The sequence below is a fragment of the Candidatus Villigracilis vicinus genome (assembly GCF_016702885.1).
Taxonomy (GTDB): domain Bacteria; phylum Chloroflexota; class Anaerolineae; order Anaerolineales; family Villigracilaceae; genus Villigracilis; species Villigracilis vicinus.
The window spans coordinates 246,617-270,868 of the sequence record NZ_JADJDD010000030.1 but is presented as its reverse complement, the minus strand read 5'-3'; the positions used below and the strand labels follow the sequence as shown (position 1 = coordinate 270,868).

The 24,252-nt window shown below is 50.0% G+C and carries 22 protein-coding genes; 21 read left to right on the top strand and 1 reads right to left on the bottom strand.

Going from position 1 to position 24,252, the window contains the following annotated elements; translation table 11 throughout:
- The first annotated feature begins 4 nt into the window (after positions 1-4).
- From IPG80_RS22190 to IPG80_RS22130, 13 genes are all read left to right on the top strand, one after another.
- Complete coding sequence (locus IPG80_RS22190; protein ID WP_345112083.1) at positions 5-1,675, top strand: hypothetical protein; 1,671 nt, start codon at positions 5-7, stop codon at positions 1,673-1,675.
- Between the two features lie 30 nt (positions 1,676-1,705).
- Complete coding sequence (locus IPG80_RS22185) at positions 1,706-2,533, top strand: GNAT family N-acetyltransferase (protein ID WP_345112080.1); 828 nt, start codon at positions 1,706-1,708, stop codon at positions 2,531-2,533.
- A gap of 82 nt (positions 2,534-2,615) precedes the next feature.
- A complete protein-coding gene (locus IPG80_RS22180; protein ID WP_345112078.1) occupies positions 2,616-3,278 on the top strand; it encodes an acylneuraminate cytidylyltransferase family protein in 663 nt (220 codons plus the stop codon).
- Between the two features lie 43 nt (positions 3,279-3,321).
- On the top strand, positions 3,322-5,370 hold the full coding sequence (locus IPG80_RS22175) for a hypothetical protein (RefSeq protein WP_345112076.1): 2,049 nt from the start codon (positions 3,322-3,324) through the stop codon (positions 5,368-5,370).
- 18 nt (positions 5,371-5,388) lie between these two features.
- Complete coding sequence (locus tag IPG80_RS22170; protein WP_345112074.1) at positions 5,389-6,918, top strand: hypothetical protein; 1,530 nt, start codon at positions 5,389-5,391, stop codon at positions 6,916-6,918.
- A gap of 3 nt (positions 6,919-6,921) precedes the next feature.
- Positions 6,922-7,872, top strand: a complete 951-nt coding sequence (locus IPG80_RS22165) for a phosphoglycerate dehydrogenase (RefSeq protein ID WP_345112072.1) — start codon at positions 6,922-6,924, stop codon at positions 7,870-7,872.
- Positions 7,869-9,434 carry a glycosyltransferase family 39 protein gene (locus IPG80_RS22160; RefSeq protein ID WP_345112069.1) on the top strand — a complete coding sequence of 522 codons (1,566 nt, stop codon included), beginning with the start codon at positions 7,869-7,871 and terminating at the stop codon, positions 9,432-9,434. The genes IPG80_RS22165 and IPG80_RS22160 overlap by 4 nt, the downstream gene beginning before the upstream one ends.
- A gap of 161 nt (positions 9,435-9,595) precedes the next feature.
- Positions 9,596-10,351 carry an SDR family oxidoreductase gene (locus IPG80_RS22155; RefSeq protein WP_345112065.1) on the top strand — a complete coding sequence of 252 codons (756 nt, stop codon included), beginning with the start codon at positions 9,596-9,598 and terminating at the stop codon, positions 10,349-10,351.
- Positions 10,352-10,359: 8 nt separating this feature from the next.
- Positions 10,360-10,713 (top strand): hypothetical protein, encoded by a 354-nt coding sequence (locus IPG80_RS22150; RefSeq protein ID WP_345112062.1) that lies wholly within the window; start codon positions 10,360-10,362, stop codon positions 10,711-10,713.
- 8 nt (positions 10,714-10,721) lie between these two features.
- Positions 10,722-11,105: a hypothetical protein gene (locus IPG80_RS22145; protein WP_345112059.1), complete on the top strand. Its 384-nt coding sequence runs from the start codon at positions 10,722-10,724 to the stop codon at positions 11,103-11,105.
- A complete protein-coding gene (locus IPG80_RS22140; protein ID WP_345112056.1) occupies positions 11,102-11,914 on the top strand; it encodes a 6-hydroxymethylpterin diphosphokinase MptE-like protein in 813 nt (270 codons plus the stop codon). The genes IPG80_RS22145 and IPG80_RS22140 overlap by 4 nt, the downstream gene beginning before the upstream one ends.
- Positions 11,915-11,923: 9 nt before the next feature.
- Positions 11,924-13,444, top strand: coding sequence for a glycosyltransferase family 39 protein (locus tag IPG80_RS22135; protein ID WP_345112053.1), 1,521 nt, complete (start codon positions 11,924-11,926; stop codon positions 13,442-13,444).
- 16 nt (positions 13,445-13,460) lie between these two features.
- A complete protein-coding gene (locus IPG80_RS22130; RefSeq protein ID WP_345112050.1) occupies positions 13,461-14,390 on the top strand; it encodes a glycosyltransferase family 2 protein in 930 nt (309 codons plus the stop codon).
- Here IPG80_RS22130 and IPG80_RS22125 read toward each other — a convergent pair.
- Positions 14,379-14,672: a hypothetical protein gene (locus IPG80_RS22125; RefSeq protein ID WP_345112047.1), complete on the bottom strand. Its 294-nt coding sequence runs from the start codon at positions 14,670-14,672 to the stop codon at positions 14,379-14,381. The genes IPG80_RS22130 and IPG80_RS22125 overlap by 12 nt on opposite strands.
- Positions 14,673-14,836: 164 nt before the next feature.
- Here IPG80_RS22125 and IPG80_RS22120 point away from each other — a divergent pair, with 164 nt between their 5' ends.
- The 8 genes from IPG80_RS22120 to IPG80_RS22085 all read left to right on the top strand — a co-directional run bounded on the left by IPG80_RS22120 (position 14,837) and on the right by IPG80_RS22085 (position 24,252).
- Entirely contained in the window at positions 14,837-16,366 is a 1,530-nt protein-coding gene (locus IPG80_RS22120; protein WP_345112045.1) for a glycosyltransferase family 39 protein, read from the top strand.
- A gap of 12 nt (positions 16,367-16,378) precedes the next feature.
- A complete protein-coding gene (locus IPG80_RS22115; protein ID WP_345112043.1) occupies positions 16,379-17,860 on the top strand; it encodes a DUF6056 family protein in 1,482 nt (493 codons plus the stop codon).
- The gene (locus IPG80_RS22110) at positions 17,853-18,776 is read left to right on the top strand and encodes a sulfotransferase (RefSeq protein WP_345112041.1); all 924 of its coding nucleotides are present in this window, start codon (positions 17,853-17,855) and stop codon (positions 18,774-18,776) included. The genes IPG80_RS22115 and IPG80_RS22110 overlap by 8 nt, the downstream gene beginning before the upstream one ends.
- A gap of 24 nt (positions 18,777-18,800) precedes the next feature.
- The gene (locus tag IPG80_RS22105; protein ID WP_345112038.1) at positions 18,801-19,577 is read left to right on the top strand and encodes a glycosyltransferase family 2 protein; all 777 of its coding nucleotides are present in this window, start codon (positions 18,801-18,803) and stop codon (positions 19,575-19,577) included.
- 59 nt (positions 19,578-19,636) lie between these two features.
- On the top strand, positions 19,637-20,230 hold the full coding sequence (locus IPG80_RS22100; protein WP_345112035.1) for a hypothetical protein: 594 nt from the start codon (positions 19,637-19,639) through the stop codon (positions 20,228-20,230).
- A complete protein-coding gene (locus IPG80_RS22095; RefSeq protein ID WP_345112032.1) occupies positions 20,227-21,675 on the top strand; it encodes an O-antigen ligase family protein in 1,449 nt (482 codons plus the stop codon). The genes IPG80_RS22100 and IPG80_RS22095 overlap by 4 nt, the downstream gene beginning before the upstream one ends.
- The gene (locus tag IPG80_RS22090; protein ID WP_345112028.1) at positions 21,672-22,400 is read left to right on the top strand and encodes a sulfotransferase domain-containing protein; all 729 of its coding nucleotides are present in this window, start codon (positions 21,672-21,674) and stop codon (positions 22,398-22,400) included. The genes IPG80_RS22095 and IPG80_RS22090 overlap by 4 nt, the downstream gene beginning before the upstream one ends.
- An 88-nt stretch (positions 22,401-22,488) precedes the next feature.
- Positions 22,489-24,252 (top strand): histidine kinase, encoded by a 1,764-nt coding sequence (locus IPG80_RS22085; protein WP_345112023.1) that lies wholly within the window; start codon positions 22,489-22,491, stop codon positions 24,250-24,252.

Here is a 24,252-nt window from a genome sequence, read left to right as displayed (position 1 = left end):
CCCCATGTTGGAACGGGTACATGGATTTATCTCTTCTCCAAACAGGTTGTTTATTGTGCTGACCATCCTGTACGGATTTGTCCTGTTGACTGGCGCTGCCTGGTTGTTGACCTTGCTTCCAGTTGTAAAAGGAGCAGAGTGGATTCTGGGCGCACTTTCGCGCGTAAGCCATTTGGTCGCTTGGCTCTTTCTGGCGGGCATTCTACTGGGATCTTCACTCGCTTCTCTGTACAATGAATCTTACGGGCTTGATGATATTTTTACACCCTTCAAGCGCTCTCTTTGGTTTTGGATATTTCTTTGCATATATATGCTTTTGGTAACGTATTACCGTGTTGCGGCGTATGCGTCTTTTCTTAATGGGTTTGCAACCCCATTACTTGGGCTCGGATTGTTTTTCCTGATCTGGAGCTGGGTTGGCAGCACAGAAATGCAGATTCCAAACAAGGCGTCGGTGGAACGTTTCTTCCTCCTCGCCGGTATATTTTTGACGGTCTTCGTCCTGTACTGGCACCTTGCTGACTGGGTGGATTGGATCCATAAAAATCGCTTCGAATACTGGGACTCACTCGCTCATCAATTTGTGAATGGAAAGTTGTACCTGTTGGATGCATCCGCCGCGAATGTCACGATCCACGACCTGACCCTGCACAATGGGAAGTGGTACGTTCCCGTTCCGCCCCTGCCTGCCATTCTTCTTATGCCGATCATGTTGTTTGCCAACCCTGAGAAGATCTTCATGGGAGATGTATCCATGCTGATGGGCGCTTTGAATGCTGTCCTGGTCTATTTGATCCTGGAGCAGCTTATTATCCGGCGTTGGGTGGCATTCTCGCGGACTTCCCATTTTGTGCTTGTGGCTCTCTTTGCATTTGGCACGAATCATCTGTGGGTGAGCATTATGGGAGAGATCTGGTTTGTCAGTCAGGTTGTAACGGTGACCTTCCTTGCGCTGGCAGTTTGGGCTGCCCTCCGCGACGCATCCCCGTGGGTCATTGGAGCGTTTTTAGGAATAGCAATGCTGGCACGCCCAAACAGTTTGATGACCTGGCCGTTCGTCTTTGCCATTGCCATGCATATCCAAAAAGAGAATGGGACAGTGATCGACCTCAAGCATTTGCTGAAATGGTCTGTGCAATCTGCGGTTCCGGTTGGCTTGGCGATCATTGGGCTTTTGTCTTACAACTATCTGCGCTTTGAAGACTTTATGGATTTTGGGTATGTGACCATCAATGGTGCTCCTGGTATTGTGAATAATGCCCAACGTTATGGTATTTTTTCTTCGGTATATATTTTGCATAACCTGAATGTGATGTTCCTGTATCTGCCGCAAGTGCAACTGGGCAGCCCGTGGATCTTCGTCCCCTCGTTGGAAGGCATGAGCATTTTCCTTTCCACACCGGTGCTGGTTTATTTGTTACGCCGTTATGAGAACCGTTGGTGGATTTGGGGTGCATGGGCATCGATCTTCTTCGGCTTTGCATTACTGGTCATGTATCACAATACGGGCGCAGCTCAATTCGGTTATCGCTATATCTTGGATGTAATTCTTCCTATCATGGCTTTGATGTCCCTGACTCTTCAAAAAAGGCAGCCCTGGCATTACTATCTATTGTTGCTTTTGAGCATCCTCATCAATTTGTATGGGGCAGCCTGGTTCGTAAATGTTGGGTAAATTCAAGTCGAGTTTCGATATAATCAATTCATGTCTTCCCTTTCTCTAAAACCCGCCCACGAATACTCCACTTCCTTCCTTGCGGACCTGATGACCCGCAGTTTCGAAGCTTATTTTGTCCCCATCAATATTACCGACACAGTACTGCTGACCATGCTGCGCCGCGACGGTATAGACCTGACTGCCAGCCGGGTGTTGATGAAGGATGGTGAGCCAGTCGGTTTGGCGATGATCGCCCGCCGTGGTTGGACGAGCCGCCTCGCTGCGATGGGGATCACGGTCAATGCCCGTGGCAGCGGTGTGGGCACCTGGGCAATGGCGCAGCTTGTCGCAGAAGCCCGGGAACGTGGGGACAAGGAAATGCTGCTTGAGGTCATCGAGCAGAACACTGCCGGAGTCAAGTTGTACGAAAAGTCCGGTTTTAAGAAGATGCGCAGATTAGTGGGGTACAAACTCAATAATCCACAGGTGGATACCGCTGAAGAGATCGAAGAAATAGACATCCGTGAACTGGCACGCACCGTCACCTATCATGGTATGCAAGACCTCCCCTGGCAGCTTTCTGGCACGACCATTATGCAGCATACGCCGCCATCACGTGCTTTCCGCCTCAATGACGCTTACTGTCTCATCAGTAACCCCGATGTAATGGATGTGGCGATCCAATCGGTGCTGGTCAAGGCTCGGTCGCGTGGAGCAGGCTTGAGCGGCGTCCTGTTGCGCACCCTGTTCGCAAAATTTCCCGGCAAAGTCTGGCATGTCTCAGCCATTTATCCCGAAGAGATGGGTTTCATTTTTGAACATGTCGGCATGCAGCGCGAGTCGCTTTCGCAATGGCAGATGTCGCGAGCGTTGTAAAGCATTTTCAGTACATAGCCACTGAGGACACGAAAAAATCTCTGTTTGCTCGGTGGCCTCTGCGGTGAGATAAAATAAGCGCATGAAAATTGCCGCCCTTGTCCCCATGCGACATCATAGCCAGCGTGTGCCTGGCAAGAACTACCGCCCTCTTGCGGGCAAGCCTCTTTTTCAACATATTTTGGAAACCTTGCAAGCTGTGCCGGAGATCGATACCGTCATGGTGGATACCGACTCCGAGCCGGTGATGGATGGAGTGCGCCGCCTCTTCCCTGCTGTGAAGTTGATCCAACGCCCTGAGCATCTCCGTGCTGACGACATTCCCATGAACGATATTCTTCTGCATGATACCGCGCAGGTACAGGCAGATTTTTATTTGCAAACCCATAGCACCAATCCATTACTCAAAGCCGAAACCATCTCGCAAGGAATCAAGACCTTTCTTGGTGCCTACCCTAAATATGATTCCCTATTCTCTGTGACGCGTTTACAAACCCGCCTCTACTGGCAGGATGGGCACGCCATCAATCACAACCCGTTGGAATTGCTCCAAACGCAAGACCTCCCGCCAGTGTATGAAGAGAATTCCTGTGTTTATCTTTTTACCCGTGAAAACCTTGAACGCAAAAAACACCGCATTGGTGACAGCCCATTGATGTTCGAGATCGATGCGGATGAAGCCTGGGATATTGACGAAGAGCTGGATTTTGAGATCGCCGATTTCTTAATGAGGAAGAGAAGTTAAGCCGTCATTGCCTGTGCCGCCCTTGCACTGACGAGAAATTCTTATGCAAACCCTAAAAGATAAACTCACCCCCTTCTGGTTTGGTTCCCTGCTGATCGTGATCATCGCGGGGATCGCCTATCTGCCGCTCGTGAACCATCTCGGCTATCTCAACGACGACTGGTATCTAATGTACGATATGCAGGTCAAAGGACCCGGTTTTTTTAATGCGATCTTTGGCATAGACCGCCCCGGGCGGGCGTTGGCGATGATCCCGTTGTTCTCGTTGTTCGGGTTCAATCCACTTTGGTACCACCTGAGTGCCTTCCTTTTCCGCGCTTTTGGCGGCGTATTCGTTTTTTGGACAATGCGTATGCTATGGGGTGAGCGGCGTAATTTCTTTGCGTTGATCACCGGGCTCTTATTCACGGTATATCCCGGGTTCCTTTCGATGCCCAACGCCATTGATTATCAGTCGCATATCCTGGGCTTGTTCCTCGCTACTCTTTCTGTGGCATTGACCGTTAAAGCAGTGTTGACTGTCAGCCGTACTCAAAAGACGTTGCTGATCGCGGGGTCCATTCTTGCTGGCTGGGGCTACTTGAGTCAGATGGAATATTTCATCGGTATCGAGGCGCTCCGCTTTGGTGTGATCATGCTGCTGATGTGGCGCGCGTCAGGTGAGACCTTCAAAGAAAAAGCGCAGAAGATCGCTCGCACGAGTTTGCCATTTTTGCTCATCGCGGCGGGGTTCCTCGTCTGGCGTTTGTTCTTCTTTGAATCTGAGCGCAAGGCGACAGATGTGGGGGTGCAGGTTTCGCAGTTTTTCGCTTCGCCTGTTACTGGGTTATGGTGGCTGAATTATCTGATCCAGGATTTTTTTACGGTTACGCTTGCTGCATGGACTCTGCCCGTATATCAGTTGGCATTCACCATGCGATTAAAGGATATGGCGACGGCAATTGGCTGGTCGGCATTGGCTGTGGTGGTGCTGCTTTATGCTCTCCGCTGGGTGGAGGGTAAGGCGGCAGATGGTATTCCCGCCGGGGAAACTGAATCCAGTTCTGATACAGGTATGATGCGTGAGACTTTATTTATCAGCTTCCTTAGCATGGCTGGCGGGTTGATCCCTGTGATCCTCGTCAACCGTCATGTCACCCTGCCGGATTATTCGCGCTATACCTTGATCGCATCTATTGGTGCAGTGATGCTGCTGGCGCTGCTGGTCGAAGGTCTTGCACGGCGCAGTACCCAGACCACTGTGGTGGGGTTGCTGGTGGCAGTTGCGATCCTGACGCATTACGGTAATACCATTCGATCGGTATATGAAACCGAGGCAACGCGTAATTTTTGGTGGCAGGTGGCGTGGCGTGCGCCGCAGATAGAAGAAGGGGTGACGTTGATCGCTTTGTATCCGGGTAGCCCATTGAGTGAAGACTACTTCATTTGGAGCCCGGCGAACTTCATCTATTACCCTGAAAAGCAAAGTAACGATCCAGTGGTAGTGAAACTGCCTGCCGCCGTGTTGGATGGGAATACAGTCACGCAGATCACGACCAACGGCGGTGTGGAAACCCCGCTTCGGCGCGGCAACTATTTGGAACGAGACTTTGGCAATGTATTGGTGATGGTGCAGTCAAGTAGTGATAGTTGTGTGCGCTTCATCGATGGGAGATCGCCTGAGTTGAATTCGTACGATGATGGTCGTATCGTGATGGTTGCGCCGTATTCCAGATTGGATTCCGTCACAACCGATGGCGAAGCGCCTGTTGTGACGGAAGAGGTGTTTGGCACGGAGCCTGAACGTGGTTGGTGCTATTACTACCAGCAGGCAGACCTTGCCCGTCAACGTGGCGACTGGGAGTCCATCCCTGTTTTGTTGAACGAAGCTTTAGATAAAGGCTACTACCCAAACGATGGTTTGGAATGGATGCCGTTCATGCAAGCCTATGCCGTGCAAGGTGACGTGGAAGAGATCAAATCCATGCTGAAATTGGTGGCAGCGGATAAATACTTGCGGTTGCAGGTCTGTAATTCAATGAAGAGTTTGATGACGAGTGAAACTCTTGATGGGGATGTGACAGCATTGATCGAAAAGAATATTTGCAAATAAAGTATTAGAGGTATAGAGATGAAAGCTTTCTTTTCGCGATTGTTTAACGCGCCTTGGTATTCGATCGTTTTTGGTGCATACCCAATTTTGGCTTTGCTTTCTGTGAACAAAGGTCAGGTGGAGCCATCGGCTGTATTTCGACCTCTTTTGATTTCGTTATTGCTCAGCCTGGTTGTCTTTCTGGCAGCGCGGCTTGTGTTTCGTAAAACTCACAAAGCGGCTTTCTTTTCTGTTCTATTCCTTATTCTTTTCTTTACCTATGGGCATGTATATATGTATTTTGAAAAGAAATTCCCTGAAAACACGGCAGTTCACTGGTTGTGGTTGATATGGGTTGTTCTTTTGGTTCTTTCTATAGTGTGGGTTACACGCCCCAAGTTGACTTTTAAAGCAGCTGCTTCTTCCTTGAACGGCATGATCTTGGTTTTATTGGTCATGTCTGTAGCTCAATTGGATTTCAATACGGCTTCAGGAGATCCGCACCGCTTGGGAGCAAAAAATGCGCCAATACAAGAGGATCTGATCCTGCCGGAAAACCCGCCCGATGTATATTTTTTCCTGCTGGATTCATATACGCGTTCAGATCTGCTGGAGTCTGCATACGGATACGATAATAGTGACTTTGAAAATGCCTTGAAGGAACGCGGTTTTTATATTGCCAGTCAGAGCCAGTCGAACTATGTACGCACAGAGATTTCACTGGGGTCTTCACTAAATATGCAATACCTGCAAGGGTTAGACCCGGCATTTACACCGGAGTCGATCGGTCGTAAAGTGTTGTGGGATGCGCTAAAACACAATGCTGTACGTTACAACTTTGACACCCTCGGGTACGAGACGATCAACTTTGCATCCGGTTTTGCCTGGCTGGAGATCACCGACTCGGATAAATTTATAAGCCCACCGCCGATCTCTTCGGGAATGACCGAGTTTGAAGGCTTGTTCTTGCGCACAACCTGGGCGCGATATGCCGAAAAATGGGGCTGGATCGACTCAGATGTCATCATGGCGGCAGGGTATCGTGACCGTTTCAATACTGTTTTTGACAGCATGGACTCTATTTCAAAAATGCCCGAACCGAAATTTGTTTATGCTCATGTGATTTCGCCGCACCCACCCTTTGTGTTCGACCCTGAAGGGAACCCGACCAACCCGGCAGAATTTTGGAATGAGAAGCGTCAATATACCGGTAAGATGTATCAAAAAGGCTATTTGAATCAGTTGCCTTATCTCAACACTCGTATGCTTGAAGCCATCGATACCATCATGGCGAACTCTAAGACGCCGCCCATTATCATTATTCAGGGTGACCATGGTCCCTGGTTGCAGCCCAGGGGTAAAAACATGTGGAACTTTACAGCGGTATATATGCCCGGGCATGAAGATACCCTGTACCCAACCGTTACGCCGGTCAACTTGTTCCGTCTCGTCTTCAATAACTACTTTGGAGGCAAGTATGATATTCTCGAAGATGTAAGTTATTACTCGCCTGTTCCAAAACTCTATGAGTTCACTGAAATTCCCAATCCATTCGATGAAGGACATTGATCGATGAAATACACAGTTCTGCTCACGGCTCCTTACATGATCCCATTTATGGACCGTTTCAAACCTGTCTTTGACTCTTACAATATTGAGCTCATCATTCCCGAAGTGGAAGAACGCATGGAAGAGGAGGATATTCTCAAGTATGCCGGTCAGTTCGATGGCACGGTATGTGGTGATGACCGTTACACCGCGCGAGTGATCGAAGCATGTTTGCCGCGTTTGAAGGTCATCTCGAAATGGGGAACGGGAGTCGACTCGATCGACGCCGAGGCTTGTTTCCGCTTTGGGGTGAAGCTTGGGCGAACGCCGAATGCTTTTACCACTCCTGTGGCAGATACTGTGCTTGGCTATATGCTGGCGTTCGCACGGCGCGGCCCGTGGATGGATGCGGCGATGAAACGCGGTGAATGGAAGAAGATCCCGGGCAGGACGCTTAGTGAATGTACACTTGGCATCATTGGCGTGGGAAATATTGGTAAGGCGGTGACTCGCCGTGCAAAAGCCTTTGGCATGAAGGTCCTCGGTACAGATATTATTGATGTTGATCATGTCTTCGTTGGTGAGTCAGGGATCGAAATGACATCCCTCGAAACCTTGTTATCGAACTCGGATTTTGTGTCCGTCAACTGTGATCTGAATTCAACCTCTCATCACCTGATCAACGCCAGTACGTTATCTAAGATGAAGCCTACTGCGGTGCTGATCAATACGGCGCGCGGTCCCATTGTGGATGAAAAAGCCCTGGTTGCGGCACTCAGTTCCGGTCAGATCGGAGGCGCGGCGCTGGATGTTTTCGAGTTCGAGCCGCTGCCATTGGAAAGTCCGCTTTTAAAGATGGATAACGTCATGCTTGCGCCGCATAACTCCAATTCCAGCCCGACGGCGTGGGAACGCATTCATTGGAGTACGATCAAAAATCTGGTTGAGGGGTTGGGAATGCAAGAGAGGAAATGATGTCAAAGTTTCGGCTCGTACTACCTTATATTTTTTTATTCCTGTTGACGGCGCTTGCGCTTGACCTTGCCAATCCCTTTTTTGATAAGCCCGCCAGAGATGGCGGCTTTTTCCTATATGCGGGCAGTCAGATCGTAGACGGTAAGATTCCGTATAAAGACTTTTGGGATTCAAAAGGTCCCGGAATTTTTTATGTCAACGCATTGGGGTTGTTTCTGGGCGGCGGTTCGCGTTGGGGCGTTTGGCTTCTTGAGTTCGTTTGTATCTTTGGAATGCTCTCGCTTTTGTATTACACCCTTTCCAAACGCTGGGGTATGGGGGCGGCATTGTTCGGCACTGCTTTGGCAGGGTTTGGTCTGCGTGCCGTGCTGGGATACGGCAATTACACTGAGGAATTTGCGCTGCTATTCAACGCGGCAGGGCTTGCCATTTTTCTTTCAATGGTGGATGTGGAGCGGAATTATTGGAAGTACATCTGGGTCGGCGCGCTCTTTGGTTTGAGTTTCACGTTTCGCGCCAATAACATCGGCGGGTTCTTTGCGGTCCTTGGTGCGGTCTTTTTGTTCTATGTGTTCAAGCGGCATTATGTGGAAGCCTTACGCATCATCCTTGCCGCGTTGGCGGGCTTTGCCCTGCCGCTCATACTGTGGACGCTTTATTTCGCCATCCTTGGCAGTGCAGGTGAAATGATCTACGCTTCCATACTTTTTAACTTTTCATACTCTGCCGCAAAGGACCGCGAATGGCTAGATATGTTTGGCGGTTTTGGGCGCTACGGAATGGATTGGTATGGTTGGTTCGCTCTGGCTGCCTGGTTCATCCTGGTTTTACGTTTCCTGCTTAGCTTTGTGCAGCGAAAGGTTATGGTCTTTGAAGTATTCCTTCTGGTCTGGTTTCCGATCGAGATCGCGCTGAGCAACCTTTCGGGCAGGAATTTCACGCATTACTACATTAGTTGGGCTTTGGCGTTGGCGGTTTATTCTGCTTATGTGTTTGCAGAATTCTGGCAGGTGACCTTCAAGGTTTCTGCGATGGAAGGCTGGAGTGATGGATTGGGGGCAGTCATATCCGTCGCGTTGATCGTGATGCTCTTTGTGATCGCTCCCTCAGTGTGGGCACGGTACGTTCAAGCTCTAGGTACCGGCGGTGAATACATCGACCCGGTATCTGCTTATATCCGCGACAACAGCCAGCCTGAAGACCGCCTGTTGACATGGTACCCTGAAATGGGAGTCAACTTTATGGCTGGGCGGTCGTCGCCGGTAAAGTATGTGTATTACCCCCTCTTTCTGGAAGGTTCACTGACGAAAGAGATCGAAGACCATTATTTCGACGACCTGACCTCAACTCCCCCTGAACTGATCCTGGATTGCTCCCGTTCTGTGGATGCCATCCCCTCACTGGACCCTGCCACACGCGAAGAACAATATTCCATCGCAGGACTCAAGAAGAAGATGTACATCCAGCCGAAAATGGACGAAGTGTTCGAGTTTGTTGCTCAGAACTACCAACTTGAAAATACGATTGATGCCTGTCTGATCTTTCGACGTAGAGCAGATTGATTTTAAAGTACGCGGAATTTTGAAAATAAAAAGATCGGGTCAAAGACACAAGGCAGCCAAGAAGAAATGAGATTCTTTGCTCCTTGTGTCTGTGCGTTAGATTCTTCCGGGTGGACATGGAATTTCAAGCACAAAGCCGGATTTCGACGTAAAATTATCCCATGACTAGAACCGTTCTCATCACTGGCGCAGGCGGCGGAATTGGGCGTGCCTGCATTAACCACTTTTCAAACCATGGGTGGCGTGTAATTGGCGTGGATCGTTCTGATTTTGGAGATGATTTTCCAAAGAACGGTCGTTTCATCAAAGCAGATATTTCGCAACCAGACTCTGTTGAACAGATTTTTCAACAGGCAAAAGAATTTCATCCCGCCCTGGATGCATTGGTCAATAATGCTGCTGTACAAGTAGCCAAGCCATTGGTAGATACCACTGTGGAAGAATGGGATTCTGTGATGGCGTCGAATTTGCGCTCGGTGTTCTTGTTCGTTAAACTTGCACATCCTTTGCTCAAGGCGGGGAATGGCGGCGCCATTGTGAACGTCTCCTCCGTTCATGCTGTGCAGACTTCTGCGAACATTGCCGCCTATGCCGCCTCCAAGGGCGGATTGCTGGCGCTCACCCGTGCCATGGCGATCGAATTTGCGCCGGAGAATATCCGCGTCAATGCCATTCTGCCTGGAGCCGTGGATACACCCATGCTGCGGGCTGGTCTTGGGCGTGGACATGTCGGCTCTGGCGATGTGCAGGAACGCCTGGACAATCTCGCCCGCAAGACCGTTAATGGACGCGTGGGGACGCCTCAGGAGATCGCCAGCGCCATTTACTTCCTTGCAGATAACGAGCAATCCTCCTTCATGACTGGTCAAGCCATGATCGTGGATGGCGGCGCAACAGCGAGGCTCAGCACAGAATGAATATGAGAATGGCATCCATCGCACGCTATTTGATTTTGCTGACCTCGGCGGTTCTGACATTCTTCGGGCTGGGGACGATCCTGCGCATTGGCGGACGACCAGAAATGGTTGTCTGGTATGCCTTTTATGCCCTGATCATGTTCGTAGATGGTGCCATCCTTTTATTTGGCTTTTTTCAATTGAAAAAACAGAACAAAAAGATCTATTGGCTGACGTTCATTGTGCTCCTTTTCAATGTCATCATGCCTATCTTCGACCAGATCGGGATGATCGATATCCTCTTCATGCTTTTAAATCTGGCAAGTCTTCTTATTCTGTATTTTTCACGAAAAGCATTTCTCCCAGCACAAATTGAACAGTAAGGTAGCTAATGGATAAACTCAAAAAACGAACCCGCGAAACCTATCAGGCGCGCATACTTGTGGCGCGCATTATGTTCTATGTCAACTTTGCTTTATGGATCATTGTTGGTATTCTCTATGTTGCCAAGATGATTCAGGATCAAAATGGTCTCTCTGCCGCATTAGTGGGATTTTTCTTTTTGTTTTCAGCCATGACTCTCTTTATCGCTGCGCGCATGTTGGACCAACGTGAGAAATGGTCATACATTACCATCCTGGTTCTTACCATCTTAAATCTCCTGCTCACATTCACCGGCTATCCGGATTTTACTTACATTCTCGCCACCTTATTCGATATCATCATCCTTACCAACCTCATTCCGTTGAAACCCTTCTACGACATCGAAGCATGAAACAGACCATCAAACGCCTCATCCCATCCGCCATTTGGAATGCTGCCCGTTATACCAATGACGCCCTCCGCCGCCTGCCCGAATTGCCGGATGCCTACCTGCACCCCTGGCGGCGCGAGAGCCGCAAGCGTCTGGCTGCGTTCAAGAATATTCACAAAGGCAAACGCGCCTTTATCATTGGCAACGGTCCCTCACTCAAACAAACCGACCTCTCCAAATTAAAGAGCGAGATCACTTTTGGAATGAATCGCTTTTATGTGGCTTTCCCTGAGCTTGGTTTTCAAACTACTTACTTTGCTTCCATCAATAACCTTGTCATCGAACAGTTCGTCGAAGATATTTCTGCATTGAGCATGCCAAAATTCCTGTCGTGGCGGTCGCATTCTTTTTTTAACGACAAGACCTATAACGACACTACGAACTTCATCTACACCTCATACACAGGTCCAAAATTTTCGAGCGATGTCACCGGGCGTGTATGGGAAGGCGCCACGGTCACCACAGTTGCACTGCAGGTGGCGTTTCACATGGGCTTCGATCAGGTCATTCTCATCGGTGTAGATCATAACTTTGCCTCTAAAGGAGATGCGAACAAGACCATCACCTCCGAAGGCGATGACCCGAATCATTTTCTGCCTAATTATTTTGGCAAAGGTGTCAAATGGCAGCTGCCCGACCTGGATACTTCCGAAGTTGGGTACATTATGGCGCGTGAAGCCTATCGCCGGGCAGGGCGTGAGGTGATCGACGCCACTGTCGGCGGCAAACTGACGGTCTTCCCCAAAGTCGACTACAATTCTCTTTTCTGACCCGACTCAATGACTACTTCGCCTCTTTCCCCTGCCAGGATCTGGTCTGCCCTCTTCATCCTTCTTCTCGCCCTGGGCGGACTCTTGCGACTTCTGGATCTCACCGATCCTCCCCTTGATTTTCACACTTCTCGCCAGCTTCGCAACTCGCTTGTGGCACGCGAGATCTACTACAATGCGTTGCCCTCTGCTACCGATGAGCAGCGTCAGCTTGCGACTTCGTTCGCAAATGCTGTGGGTAAGTATGAGCCGCCAGTTATTGAAACCATAGTTGCTTACAGTTACTTCCTGACCGGCGGAGAGAACATCGCTGTTGCCCGCATATGGATGACCTTCTTCTGGCTTGCGGCGGGAGTTGCTCTTTTCGACCTGATGCGCCGTATCGCATCTCCCTGGGCGGCGTTGATCGCACTTGCTTATTATTTCGTACTGCCGTTCTCGGTGCAGGTCAGCCGCTCCTTTCAACCCGACCCATTGATGACCTCGGCATTTGTCATTGGTGTGTATTTCCTTTACCGCTGGAGTGAGGACAATTCCCCTCTTCTTTCAGGCGAGGGGTTGGGGGCGAGATCTACATGGAAGTGGGCTATTCTTGCCGCTGTATTTCTTGGTTTAGCCACCTTCGTAAAGATCGTGATCGCATTTATGGCAGGCGCTGCAGCTATTGCACTTGTGCTTTTCACTCTTGGCAGGGATTTCTGGAAGTCCAAACAGGTTTGGGCAATGGCTGCTATTATGGTTGTTCCGGCGCTGCTGTTCTATGTCTTCCTCAATCAGGGGCGTTCCACCGAATACTTCTTTGCCTGGACCTTGGCGCTGATGAAGCTCATCACCAGCACCGATTTTTATACCAAGTGGCTGGCTTTTCTCGGTACCCTTTTTGGCTTGACCATCGTATTTCTTGGCATTGCCGGTGCGCTCATTGCTCCATCACGGATGCGCTGGCTGCTTATTGGTTTGTGGATCGGCTACCTGCTATATGGGCTGACCCTGCCGTTCCAGATGTATACCCATAGCTATTACCATATTCAACTGATTCCGCTGATCGTGCTTGGGCTGGCTGTGGCGTTGAATCCGCTTACGGAGTATGTGGCAGGCATCGGCGGAGTCGGACGCGTGGGCTTCATCACCTTGGTAGTGGTTGTGATCGGATATCAAGCCTATGCGGCACGCTCTGTTCTGGTCGCTGAAGATTTTCAGCATGAGCCTGCATTTTGGAGTGAGGTTGGTGATGCCTTCCCGACCGACGCGCACGTGATCGCATTGACCCAGGATTATGGTTACCGTCTCATGATGTATGGTTGGCGCAAGGTGGACCTGTGGCCTCTTGCTACTGAATTGAGCGCCACCCGCAACCCCGATAAGGACAACGCCGCCCAATTCGACGAATTGACCGCAGGCATGGATTACTTCCTTGTTACCGCGTTTGGGCAATTGGACAAACAACCCGGCTTGAAAAAGATATTGGATACATATCCCATTGCCATTCAAGGGGATGGATATGTTCTTTACGACCTGCGGGCAAAATAGAACGTGTCTAAATAAAATGAGTTTGGTTTCCGTTATCACCCCTTCATACAATCAGGCTAAATATCTTGAGCAGACCATGCTCTCGGTGTTGGAGCAGGACTATCCATACATTGAATATCTCGTGATGGATGGCGCCTCCAACGATGGAAGCGTGGAGATCATAAAGAAGCATGCCGGGAAGTTAACGCACTGGGAGTCGGTCAAGGATAATGGACAGGCAGATGCGATCAACAAGGGGTTTGCCCGTGCAACAGGAGACATTATTGCCTGGCTGAACTCCGATGATTATTACCTGCCGGGAACCGTGCGCGCGGCGGTGAAGGTCTTTGAAGAACATCCCGAGGTGGTTCTTGTCTATGCGGATATGCTTGCTGTGGACGAGAACGGCGCGACCTTCAACACCCTGACGTATAAACAGCTTACTTTCGAAGACTTGCTTTGCTTTCAGATCATCGGTCAGCCCGCTGTTTTTATGCGCCGTTCTGCCTTACAAAGAACGCAAGGGCTTAATCCTACGTTTCACTTTTTACTGGACCATTTGCTTTGGATCCAGATCGCCAAGCACGGAAAGATCTTGCATGTGAATCAGACCTGGTCTGCTGCGCGTTACCATGCCGAGGCGAAGAACATTGCCAAAGCGTCCGAGTTTGGACGCGAAGCCTTTCGTATTTTGGAGACCATCGCACAGGACAAAGATCTCGCCAGAACACTTCTGACGATAGACCGCCGTGCGCACGCCTCTGCCTTTCGTGTGGATGCACGTTACCTGCTTGATGGCGGACTTCCTGCACAAGCCTTGAGGGCATGGTTTCGCGCGCTCGTGATTTACCCGCCGGTGGCATTGAAACGGATGAATATTTTTGTTTCGGCGATCTTGAATTTACTGGGGCTGGGGAAATTGCGTGAAGCAGCCTTGGCGCGCCGGAAAAAGAACCTAGCGGGTTAGATCTGCTTTTGGGGGATCGAACCGTTTTAATACCCACTCTTTATCGATAACTTGCAGAATGTGTTGAAGCGTTTTGGAATACTTTCTCTTTCCTTTGAGTTCCAATTGCTCCGAGAAAAAGGAATCAATCTCGATCTTGTCTTCTTCGAGATGGAGCCAGATCCAATCGTCGACCTGCCTGCCGAATTGGATCGACGGGTAAAACTTCATTAACCTGTCTAGGATGTCTTCGAATTTATCGCGTTTCAACTCGGCGAAGATTACGTATTCATCCTGGGTCATGGTCATCACTCCTTGAAGGCATCAGCCCGTTTCAGATGATTTTGTCAGCTTGTGTGAAAATTCTTGTGATACAACAGCACATATAAGCTTGATTTAGAATAGCATAAAAGATGCTTCGGCTCAACTCCCTTCAAATAAATCTACGTTACAATTACTTTTTCCACATGAGCGAACAACCCTCTTTTTTCTCCACCAAAGCCGTCCGAACTATTGCCCTGCTCGTTATTTTCACCCTGGGCATTGCGATTCGTCTCTATGACTTCACCGACCTGCCGCTTGATTTCCATTCCACCCGCCAGATGCTTTCAATGCTCAAAGCGCGCGGCATGTATTATGAAACCCGCACAGACGTCTCTTCTGAACAGCGCTCCTTTGCCATTCAACAATGGAAATTCCGCGCTTCGGTAGAGCCGGAATTTTTTGAGAAAATCGTCGCGTGGACATATCGTTTCACCGGCGAGCAGGTCTGGGTGGCGCGCCTGTATTCCTCCATGTTTTGGATCATTGGCGGCATTTTTCTCTATCTTCTGGCACGGCGCCTCACATCAGTTGACGGCGCTCTTGCTGCAACGGCGGTATATCTTTTCCTGCCGTATGCCGTCATTGCCAGCCGCAGTTTTCAACCCGACCCATTGATGACAATGTTCATTGTCATGTTCTTATGGGCGGTTTGGGAATGGTCTTCCCTTACTCCGTCCTTCGGATATCCCTCTTCCACCGAGCGAGGGGCAGGGATGTGGTCAGCCCTTCTGGCTGGTCTCTTTGGCGGGCTTGCCATTTTCATAAAATTCCCGGCGGCATTCTTCGTTGTTGGTGGAGGTTTGGGCGCGGTACTCAGCTACAGGTCCATGAAAGAGGCGCTCAAGGAGCCGCATATCTACCTCATGGCATTGATTGGCGTCCTGCCGGGCGCGGGGTATCTCATCTATGGCATCTTTGTAGCTGGCTATCTCGGTCAGCAATTCAGCGGGCGTTTCATCCCGACCCTTTTCCTCAGTCCATCTTATTACATTGGCTGGTTGAACATGTTGAATCTGGTCGCTGGCGGAATGGTGCTGATGCTTGCGTTGCTGGGTCTCTTTTTCTTTGATGATAAAAAACGCCGCTTCCTGTTCGGACTTTGGGTTGGGTACGCCCTCTTTGGGCTTTTCTTTAACTTCCACATCTCTACTCACGATTACTATTCCCTGCCGCTTATCCCCATCCTCGCGCTTTCCATTGCCCCACTAGCAGATTCTCTTCTTTCCAAACTTGCACAGTTGACCTCAACCAATCTGCTGCGCTTCTTTGCATTTTGTCTCCTGCTTTTGGGAGCTTGTGCGTCTCTTTGGAATACCCGCAACCAAATGAACGCCGTAGACTATCGCCCGCAAGCCGCAATGTGGGCGGAGATCCATACCCTGACCGATGGCTATAACATTGCGGGGCTTACGCAGGATTATGGCGCACGCATGGCGTATTGGGGCTGGCAGAACATCGGCTCCTGGCCCTCCTATGGTGACTTGTTATACAGTTCAGAACGCGGTGGCAATCAGAAATTCGAAGAACAGTTCAATGCGATCATCTCGAAGAAAGAATTGTTCATTGTGACAGACTTCAAAGATTTTGAACTCCAACCCTTCCTGCGTGAAAAACTAAAAACCTACCCTATCTTCGCCGAAGGGGATGGTTACGTGATCTACCAACTTCGATAATGGAACTGATACATGCTCTTGCGTAACGAAAAATATGAACCGGTCGTTCGTACCATCGTGTTAATATCCACCCTAACCATGTTGGCGGCAGTAAGTATGTATGCCTATCTGGGTTCCTTTTCCCGCTACATTGCTGACGATTACTGCGAAGCCGTACGAGTGACCACAGTCTCACCTTTCCAGGCAGTACTGGACCGTTACTCCGACGGTGCTTTTCGATCTGCAAACCGCTATTCCAACATTTTGTTCGTTGGGTTCAGTGAATATTTGGGGACCAATAGTATTCCGCTCACCATTGTTTTGATGACCGTTTTATGGCTGTTTGGGTTGAGTTGGCTGGTTCATGAAATTCGAAAGTTTGCCAAAGTGGAGTGGTCCTCACTCGTGGATATTTTCCTTGGCAGTACCATCACTTTCATGAGCTTTTTACAGGCACCCAATCTGTTCCAAACCGTATACTGGCGCTCTTCCATGATGACGCATTTTGCGCCGTTGGTGTTCGGTGCCTTGTTCTTTGCATTTCTAGTGCGGCAAGCTCGCCGCCCTGTGGATGAGTCCATCCCGCTTGTTGTGTATGGATCTATTTTTGTGACAGCCTTTGTGCTGGCTGGTTTTTCCGAACCGCCCGCAGCCACATTAGTCACGGTCTTTGCCTTGCTTCCCTTTTCGGTATGGAAATGGAATCGATCTCCCGTTCGTGCTCGTCTCCTTGCTCTAACTGGCTGTACCTTTGCAGGCGTTTTCACAGGGTTTCTAACCTTGCTTTTCTCACCGGCTGTCACAGATGTCGCCCGCGAAAAAACGCCTGATGTCGCCTTAATCTTAATTAACTCCTTCAAGTACGCATTCCTTTTCATGCGAGACTCTTTTTTCAGCCTGCCCCTGCCGCTTTTGATCTCTTTCCTGGTGCCGCTCTCTCTGGTATGGGTAATGAAACAGTCTGGTGGAGTGATGTTTTTCCCTGAAGAACGCCGCCGCCCGTTGTGGATGTTTCTCCTGCCTTTGCTCATCTGGCTTTTGATCGCTGCTGGTTTCTCTCCCAGTGTTTTTGGGCAGGGCTTCCCTGTGGAACGTATGCGTTTCCTTGCCCGTACCCTGATGATCGTGATGCTCGTCCTCGAAGGCATCTGGCTGGGACTCTGCCTGCCGGAATTCAAATTCAACCGTACAATTGGGGTGTGGGCTGCGCTGCTCTTGTTTGTAGTTGTCTCTGTCGCCTATCCTTTGCGGACGGCAGGTAGCCTTATACAGAAAAGCCTCCCGGAATATCGCGAGCGCGCTGAACTATGGGATATTCGCAATGCCTTTATCCATCGTCATATTGAGCAAGGTGAGATGGAGCTATTCATTCCCGGCTTTGGCGGCGTATATGGTGTGAAAGAGTTGGACGCCAACCCTGCACATTGGATCAATGCCTGTGCCGCGAATTTTTATCATGTTACGTCTATCCAATCTTTCTCAACGAAGAACCTCATGGAGGCACTAAGTGAGTGACTTAAATCCCATCCTCGTCACTGGCTCGCACCGCAGCGGTACCACCTGGGTTGGCAAAATGCTGGCTGCCGACGCAGACACCGCCTATATCAGTGAGCCGCTCAATGTCCTGCATCGCCCAGGCTTGTTCCGTGTGCCTGTTGCGAATTGGTACACCTATATCACAGACGAGAACGGAGCCGAATATCTACTCGCGTTCAACGAACTATTAAATTTTCAATATCACACCTGGCTCGAGATCGCCTCGCTTCGTTCCGTAAAAGATTTCCTGCGCATGGGACGAGACTTCCACGCTTTCTTTAATGGCAGCATGCACGGACAGCGCGCGCTCATCAAAGACCCGTTCGCGGTCTTTTCCACGCCCTGGTTCGCCAAACAATTAAATTGTCATGTGGTCATCACCGCCCGTCACCCTGGCGGTTTTGTCAGCAGCCTCAAACGCCTTGGCTGGAATTTCGATTTCAATAATTTCCTTAGCCAGCCGCTTTTTATGCGTGACCATTTGGAAGGTGACCGCGCCCAGATGGAGTCCATGCCAAAGGATGATATCGTTGGGCAAGCCGCCTTGTTGTGGAAGATCATCTATCGCTTCGTGCATGGGACCCGCAGCCAGTTCCCCCAATTTCAAATTGTGCGTCACGAAGACCTTTCCCGTGACCCCATTGGCGGCTACCAATCCTTATATCGATCATTGGGTTTGAATTTTACCGAACGTGTCAAAGACACCATTCAAAATTCCAGCAGCAGCGAGAATCCTGTCAGGCTGGCAAAGAACAAAACTCACTCTGTCAAACTTGACAGCCGTGCCAGCCTCGATAACTGGAAGAAGATACTTTCCCCCGAAGAGATAACCCGTGTGCGCAAGATCACCGAAGGTGTTTCTGAGACCTTCTATTCAGACGAGGAATGGAAATAGTAATTGCTTGACAGAGCTACCTGAATGAAACCAGCCTCTCTCCCTCTTGTTACCATCGTAACTCCATCCTTCAATCAAGCGGACTATCTTGAAGCGACGATTAAATCCGTCTTGGAACAGTCTTATCCGCACATCGAATACATCATCATGGACGGCGGCTCGACCGATGGCAGCGTGGATGTGATACAGAAATATGCCGGTAAATTGAGGTATTGGGAATCAGCCAAAGATAAAGGACAGACTGACGCGATCAACAAAGGGTTTAATCGTGCCAAAGGCGATATCCTCGCCTGGCTTAACTCAGATGATACCTATGCCAACCCCAATGCCATTGCCGATGCGGTGAATTTTCTTTTTGCGAATCCCGAGGTCGCCATGGTCTATGCCGATTGTGATTTCATCAATGAGCAGGGACAGGTCATCGGTAAGTTTGCTTCACGTCAGACCGACTATGCCAAACTGCGCACCGGCTACGTTCACATCCCGCAACAGACCATGTTCTTCCGCGCCAGATATTGGAAGGAATTGGGACCACTCGACCCTTCGTTCTATTTTGCGATGGACTACGACCTCTGGGTTCGCATCGCCAAGCATGCACCAATCCAATACCTACCTGGCAAGACCTGGGCAAATTTCCGCATTCATACTTCCAGCAAAACCAATGTCAACGATGAGCGCGGCTGGAAGGAAATGCTGCGCGTTCACTACCGCGACGGCGGCTCCTTCTTTTCCCCGATTGTGGCAAAATACTACCTGCGCAAAATCATCGGTCCGCTTTGGAAATGGCGGATAAAGAAATAGGTAGTAATTGGCAAGTAAGCAGATTGGTAAATTTTGTAAATCGCAATCGTAGATCAAAAATGAATCTTTTTTCTTCTCCCTCCCTCGACGATCTCATTCGCCTGCTCAAAGCCTGGCGCTTTTGGGTGCTGGGCGCCATGATAGGCTCAGCCATTGGTGCAGCATTCTATTTCATTGCCCCGCCGCCATATCGTGCCAAAGCCACGGTCAACGTGGACTTTAATTTTGAAGAAGCCTTCCCGACCAACACCGACCGTCAGGATTTTTACTATCTCGAACGTGAAGCCCGCAAACTGGTGGAACTGGCTTGGTCGGATGATGTGCTAAATGAATTAAATACCCCGGTCGAGGAACTGCGTGATGGGAAGTTGAGTCTCTCCCAGCCCGCCGAAGCAGGTTGGCATTTTTATGCAGACGATCAAAACCCGCAAAAAGCGGAAGAACTTGCTTCAGCATGGGCGAACGCCTTTGTTGAAAAGACTCAGTCTGAAATTCAATCAGGCAATCTGAACGAATTTATCAAACTCGAAGTGACCCAAACTGCCGATCTGCCCAAAGAGCGCAGCATTCCACTTGCTAATTATCTGCTAACAGGCGTCAGCGGGTTTTTACTGCTTTCAGTCTTCTTTGTGCTTTTCTTCAAACCGAAATGAAATCCTCTGAGTCTTCTGTATTCTCTGGGGTGAATTTACCCCGCCTGCTATGGGCGCTTGCCATGCTTACCTTGCCTGTCACCAGCTTCCGTTGGTTTCCTGGTTTGGGTGAAGGCGCACTTGTTCGTCCGTTGGCGTTGTATCCTCTGGCAGTGCTGTTCCCCTTGCTTTTTGTTCAAGCCTTGCGTAAAAAGATTCATCTTGCATGGGCGGGAGCATTTATTGCGTTGGGGGCATTCATTCTGTTTGTGGTTTTCTCTGCCAGCGTTGGTTCGCTTATCAATCCCATCTCCCTGCGTGGACAAACCTACGACGGGCGCACCATCCGCGCCTTGATCACGCTTCTTATTGGAATTGCCTTCTTCATTAGCGCTGTGTGGATGAACAAAAATGAAGAAGATTTTCGTTTTACCGTTAAATGGATTTTCGCAGGATTATGCCTTGATATTGCATGGAGCGGTCTACAGGCTGTCACGTTCTATACCGGCTTGCTCGAAAAAGAAATGGTCACCCATTGGCAGCTCGCCTTTTCCATGCGCGAACTTGTCCGCACGAATCGCATCTCTGGGCTTGCCTATGAACCGGCGTGGCTTGCCGGTCAAATTGCGACGACGTTCTTTCCCTTTCTATTTGCTGCTGTTTTGACGAAGTACCGCGTCACACGCCTTTCGTGGCTGGAGCCTGCGCTTCTGACATTAACAACATTGGTGCTTTTGGCTACCTACTCCCGCGGCGGCTTGCTTATCGTCCTTGGTACATCGGGCTTGATGATGTTGATCTTCGGTCGCGAAATCCTCCGCTCCATGTGGACTTGGTTCATCAGCGGCTTCCGCGGGCGCATCTCTGACCTTGCATTGCGTATTGGCATGGTTGCGGTGTTGGTTGGTATTGTGGCTGGTGCGGTCTTGTTCCTCGGGCAGAAGAATTACTTCCGCCGCTTGTGGGAGATCAACGCCGAGAGTTTGAGCGAATACATTGTGGATATCAACGCTGGGGCGCGCGGAGCGTACTCGGTTGGGGCGTTGGGAGCGTTTTCAGAATACCCGCTAACAGGCGTCGGTTTGGGAGGAAGCGGGTTTTACATCTATAAAAATCTGCCCGATTGGGCGCTGACCACCGTCCCAGAAATCGCGAAGCAGTTGAATCCATCGAATAAACTGTACCCGAACCCCAAGAATTTATATGTGCGTTTGCTTGCAGAAACGGGGTTGTTTGGCTTCGTTCTCTTTTTTGCATTTCTCTTCAATGTGCTTGGAGATATGCTCTCTCTGCTCAAACGGAGCGAACCTTGGGCACGCTTTGCGACGGTGGCTGGTGTATTTGCGTGGGTGGCTATCGCCCTGTATAATTTCACCCAGGATTCGCTTACCACCCCGAACATCTGGATCGTGCCGGGGATTTTGGTGGGGCTTGCTACATATCAATTGAACAAGGAAGTTTCATGATCGTTCTCTCTGTAGGAATGCCGCGCGCCGGGTCGGGCTGGCACTATAACCTCATTCACGACCTGATGAAAACCACGGGCTGTGCCGATGCGCAGGACATCCGTAAAAAATATGGGCTGCAAAAAATTCTCACCGAGGTGAATTGCAACATTGGTGTGCTTTCTCCGCGCCGTTTGGCAATGGTGACCGTGCCAGCCGTAATGGGTAATACCTTTGTGATCAAGGCGCATGCAGGTCCTTCACCCGCTTCGCAGTTGTTAGCTTCGACCGGCATGCTGCGCATTACCTATATCTACCGCGATCCGCGCGATGCCATGCTTTCTGCATTTGACTACGGTCAACGTGCATTGACCAAGGGACGTCCAAACGCTTTTTCACATCTTTCCGATTTTGAGAAAAGTGTGGATTTTATGATGGAATATGTCCATATTTGGGAGCGTTGGATGGGCGAGAAGAATGTACTGATCGCTCGTTACGAAGACCTTTTGACCAATTATGACGTTGAATCTGCCAAACTGGTGGAATACCTCAAGTTGGATGCCTCCAAAGCGGAAGTTCGTGCGGTGGTGGACCAATATCGTCCTGGGGCAAATGACGGGCAACAAGGGCTGCATTTCTTCAAGGGCAAGATCGGGCGCTTCCGTGATGCCTATACAAGTGAGCAGCAAGCTGTTTTAATTGAAAAACTCACCCCTTATTTAAAGAAGATGGGCTACGAAAAATAGCTCAGACCCGTGCTATAAGCAGGTGTAATCTGACTGTAACGTCAGGAACGTTGTTTAACGCCGGGTTTTTCGTTATGATTGGCTGGCTATGATGAAACGATTTGACACCCCCTACATGGCTGACTGGTTCGCCATATCATTACGCTGGGTTATGCTGGTTGGGCTGATTGTTTCACTTGGGCTTGGGCAGCAACTGGATCTAAGCTCCGCCTGGACCCTTGGGCTGCTGATCCTTTGGAACCTGACAATGACGGCATTGGCGGGTTTGAATATGCGTACCACCTATCACCGCCGCCTGAACATTGCAGTGGACTTGATCCTGACGGGGGCATTCTTTTGGGTACAAGGCGGTATTCGCGGACCCGCCTTTTGGGCGGGGCTTCTCCCTATTTTGACCGGTTCCATTTACTTTGAGATCGTTGGCGCGGTTATTGCAGCGCTGCTCTTTTCTGCACTCGTTGTTTATACCGGTTTCCGGCTGGATGGCAACCTTCAGTTATCCGCTGTGATCGCCGGGATCATGAGCGCGTTAGGGATTCTGTTTGGCATTCTTGGGCGACGCTTGATGACCCACATGCGTCAGAACCGCGCCTTATGGGTGGATGTGGAAGAAAAGAAACGTGCCATTCAGAACGAGCGCATGCGTGCCATTTATGAATTAACCTCAACCCTATCCTCCACCCTCAGCTATAAACGTGTGCTCGACTCCGCCCTTGATATGAGCGCGGCAGCGTTGAACCCGAATGTGGAAACAGAAAAGACAACCAGTGATCCGCTTGTGGGTGCAGTGATGCTGTTCAATGCGGGGAAGCTGCGCATTGGCTCTGCGCGCCGCTTTACCAATGCCGATATGCGCATTACCTTCGATGGCTCGGAAGGTGTACTAAAAAAGGCGCTGGACGAAGGCGAGCCGGTCAAATTTAAAGATATTGGTTACGATGCCGAACTGGGACGGGTGGTGGCGCTGCGCTCCTGTACCAGCGGATATGTCTTCCCTTTGCGCAGCGGATTCAACGTGTATGGTGTGCTCATTTTTGCACATCCAGAAGCAGAATATTTCACTACAGAGCGCACCAACCTGCTCGATATCATTGGGCGTCAGGCGGTCATTGCCATTCAAAATGCGCGTTTATATCAGGACTTGGTGGAAGAGAAAGAACGCCTTGCTGATGTGTATGAAGAAGCGCGTAAAAAATTGGCACGTGACCTGCACGACGGACCTACCCAGTCGGTGGCGGCGATGGCAATGCGCTTGAATATTTCAAGGCGTATGCTGGCAAAGAATCCGAGTGCTGCCGATGCTGAATTGGTAAAGCTGGAAGAACTGGCGCATCGCACCACCACAGAGATCCGTCACATGCTATTTACCCTGCGCCCGCTTATTCTTGAGTCGCAGGGGCTGGCGGCTGCCATTCAGTCGATGGCGGATAAAATGATGGAGACCTTCTCGCAACGCGTGGTAGTTGAGATCGACGAGCGCGCTTCTGAGCAGTTAGAGATGGGTAAGCAAGGTGTGATCTTTTACATCATCGAAGAAGCTGTTAATAATGCCCGCAAACATGCGGCTGCCGAAGCGATCACTGTACGGCTGCGGCAGGTGGAGCCGGGCATCGTGCTTTTGGAGATTGCTGATAATGGTGCCGGGTTTGATGTAAAAGCCATTACACAAAATTACGATAAACGCTCCAGCAGCAGCCTTGGAATGGTCAACCTGCGCGAGCGAGCCGAGTTGGTGAACGGGTTGCTCAATATCGACTCGAAGGTAGGCAAAGGCACGAATGTGCAGGTCTACATCCCGCTCACAGAAGATGCCGCCGATCGATTGCATAACGCCCGCCGAATGAAGGCATAG

Coding starts and splice junctions, on each gene's coding strand:
- IPG80_RS22095 (WP_345112032.1), top strand. CDS start 20,227: ATGAAATCCTCTGAGTCTTCTGTATTCTCTGGGGTGAATTTACCCCGC.
- IPG80_RS22140 (WP_345112056.1), top strand. CDS start 11,102: ATGAAACAGACCATCAAACGCCTCATCCCATCCGCCATTTGGAATGCT.
- IPG80_RS22170 (WP_345112074.1), top strand. CDS start 5,389: ATGAAAGCTTTCTTTTCGCGATTGTTTAACGCGCCTTGGTATTCGATC.
- IPG80_RS22135 (WP_345112053.1), top strand. CDS start 11,924: ATGACTACTTCGCCTCTTTCCCCTGCCAGGATCTGGTCTGCCCTCTTC.
- IPG80_RS22090 (WP_345112028.1), top strand. CDS start 21,672: ATGATCGTTCTCTCTGTAGGAATGCCGCGCGCCGGGTCGGGCTGGCAC.
- IPG80_RS22120 (WP_345112045.1), top strand. CDS start 14,837: ATGAGCGAACAACCCTCTTTTTTCTCCACCAAAGCCGTCCGAACTATT.
- IPG80_RS22125 (WP_345112047.1), bottom strand. CDS start 14,672: ATGACCCAGGATGAATACGTAATCTTCGCCGAGTTGAAACGCGATAAA.
- IPG80_RS22100 (WP_345112035.1), top strand. CDS start 19,637: ATGAATCTTTTTTCTTCTCCCTCCCTCGACGATCTCATTCGCCTGCTC.
- IPG80_RS22115 (WP_345112043.1), top strand. CDS start 16,379: ATGCTCTTGCGTAACGAAAAATATGAACCGGTCGTTCGTACCATCGTG.
- IPG80_RS22145 (WP_345112059.1), top strand. CDS start 10,722: ATGGATAAACTCAAAAAACGAACCCGCGAAACCTATCAGGCGCGCATA.
- IPG80_RS22185 (WP_345112080.1), top strand. CDS start 1,706: ATGTCTTCCCTTTCTCTAAAACCCGCCCACGAATACTCCACTTCCTTC.
- IPG80_RS22175 (WP_345112076.1), top strand. CDS start 3,322: ATGCAAACCCTAAAAGATAAACTCACCCCCTTCTGGTTTGGTTCCCTG.
- IPG80_RS22190 (WP_345112083.1), top strand. CDS start 5: ATGTTGGAACGGGTACATGGATTTATCTCTTCTCCAAACAGGTTGTTT.
- IPG80_RS22105 (WP_345112038.1), top strand. CDS start 18,801: ATGAAACCAGCCTCTCTCCCTCTTGTTACCATCGTAACTCCATCCTTC.
- IPG80_RS22155 (WP_345112065.1), top strand. CDS start 9,596: ATGACTAGAACCGTTCTCATCACTGGCGCAGGCGGCGGAATTGGGCGT.
- IPG80_RS22085 (WP_345112023.1), top strand. CDS start 22,489: ATGATGAAACGATTTGACACCCCCTACATGGCTGACTGGTTCGCCATA.
- IPG80_RS22180 (WP_345112078.1), top strand. CDS start 2,616: ATGAAAATTGCCGCCCTTGTCCCCATGCGACATCATAGCCAGCGTGTG.
- IPG80_RS22160 (WP_345112069.1), top strand. CDS start 7,869: ATGATGTCAAAGTTTCGGCTCGTACTACCTTATATTTTTTTATTCCTG.
- IPG80_RS22165 (WP_345112072.1), top strand. CDS start 6,922: ATGAAATACACAGTTCTGCTCACGGCTCCTTACATGATCCCATTTATG.
- IPG80_RS22130 (WP_345112050.1), top strand. CDS start 13,461: ATGAGTTTGGTTTCCGTTATCACCCCTTCATACAATCAGGCTAAATAT.
- IPG80_RS22150 (WP_345112062.1), top strand. CDS start 10,360: ATGGCATCCATCGCACGCTATTTGATTTTGCTGACCTCGGCGGTTCTG.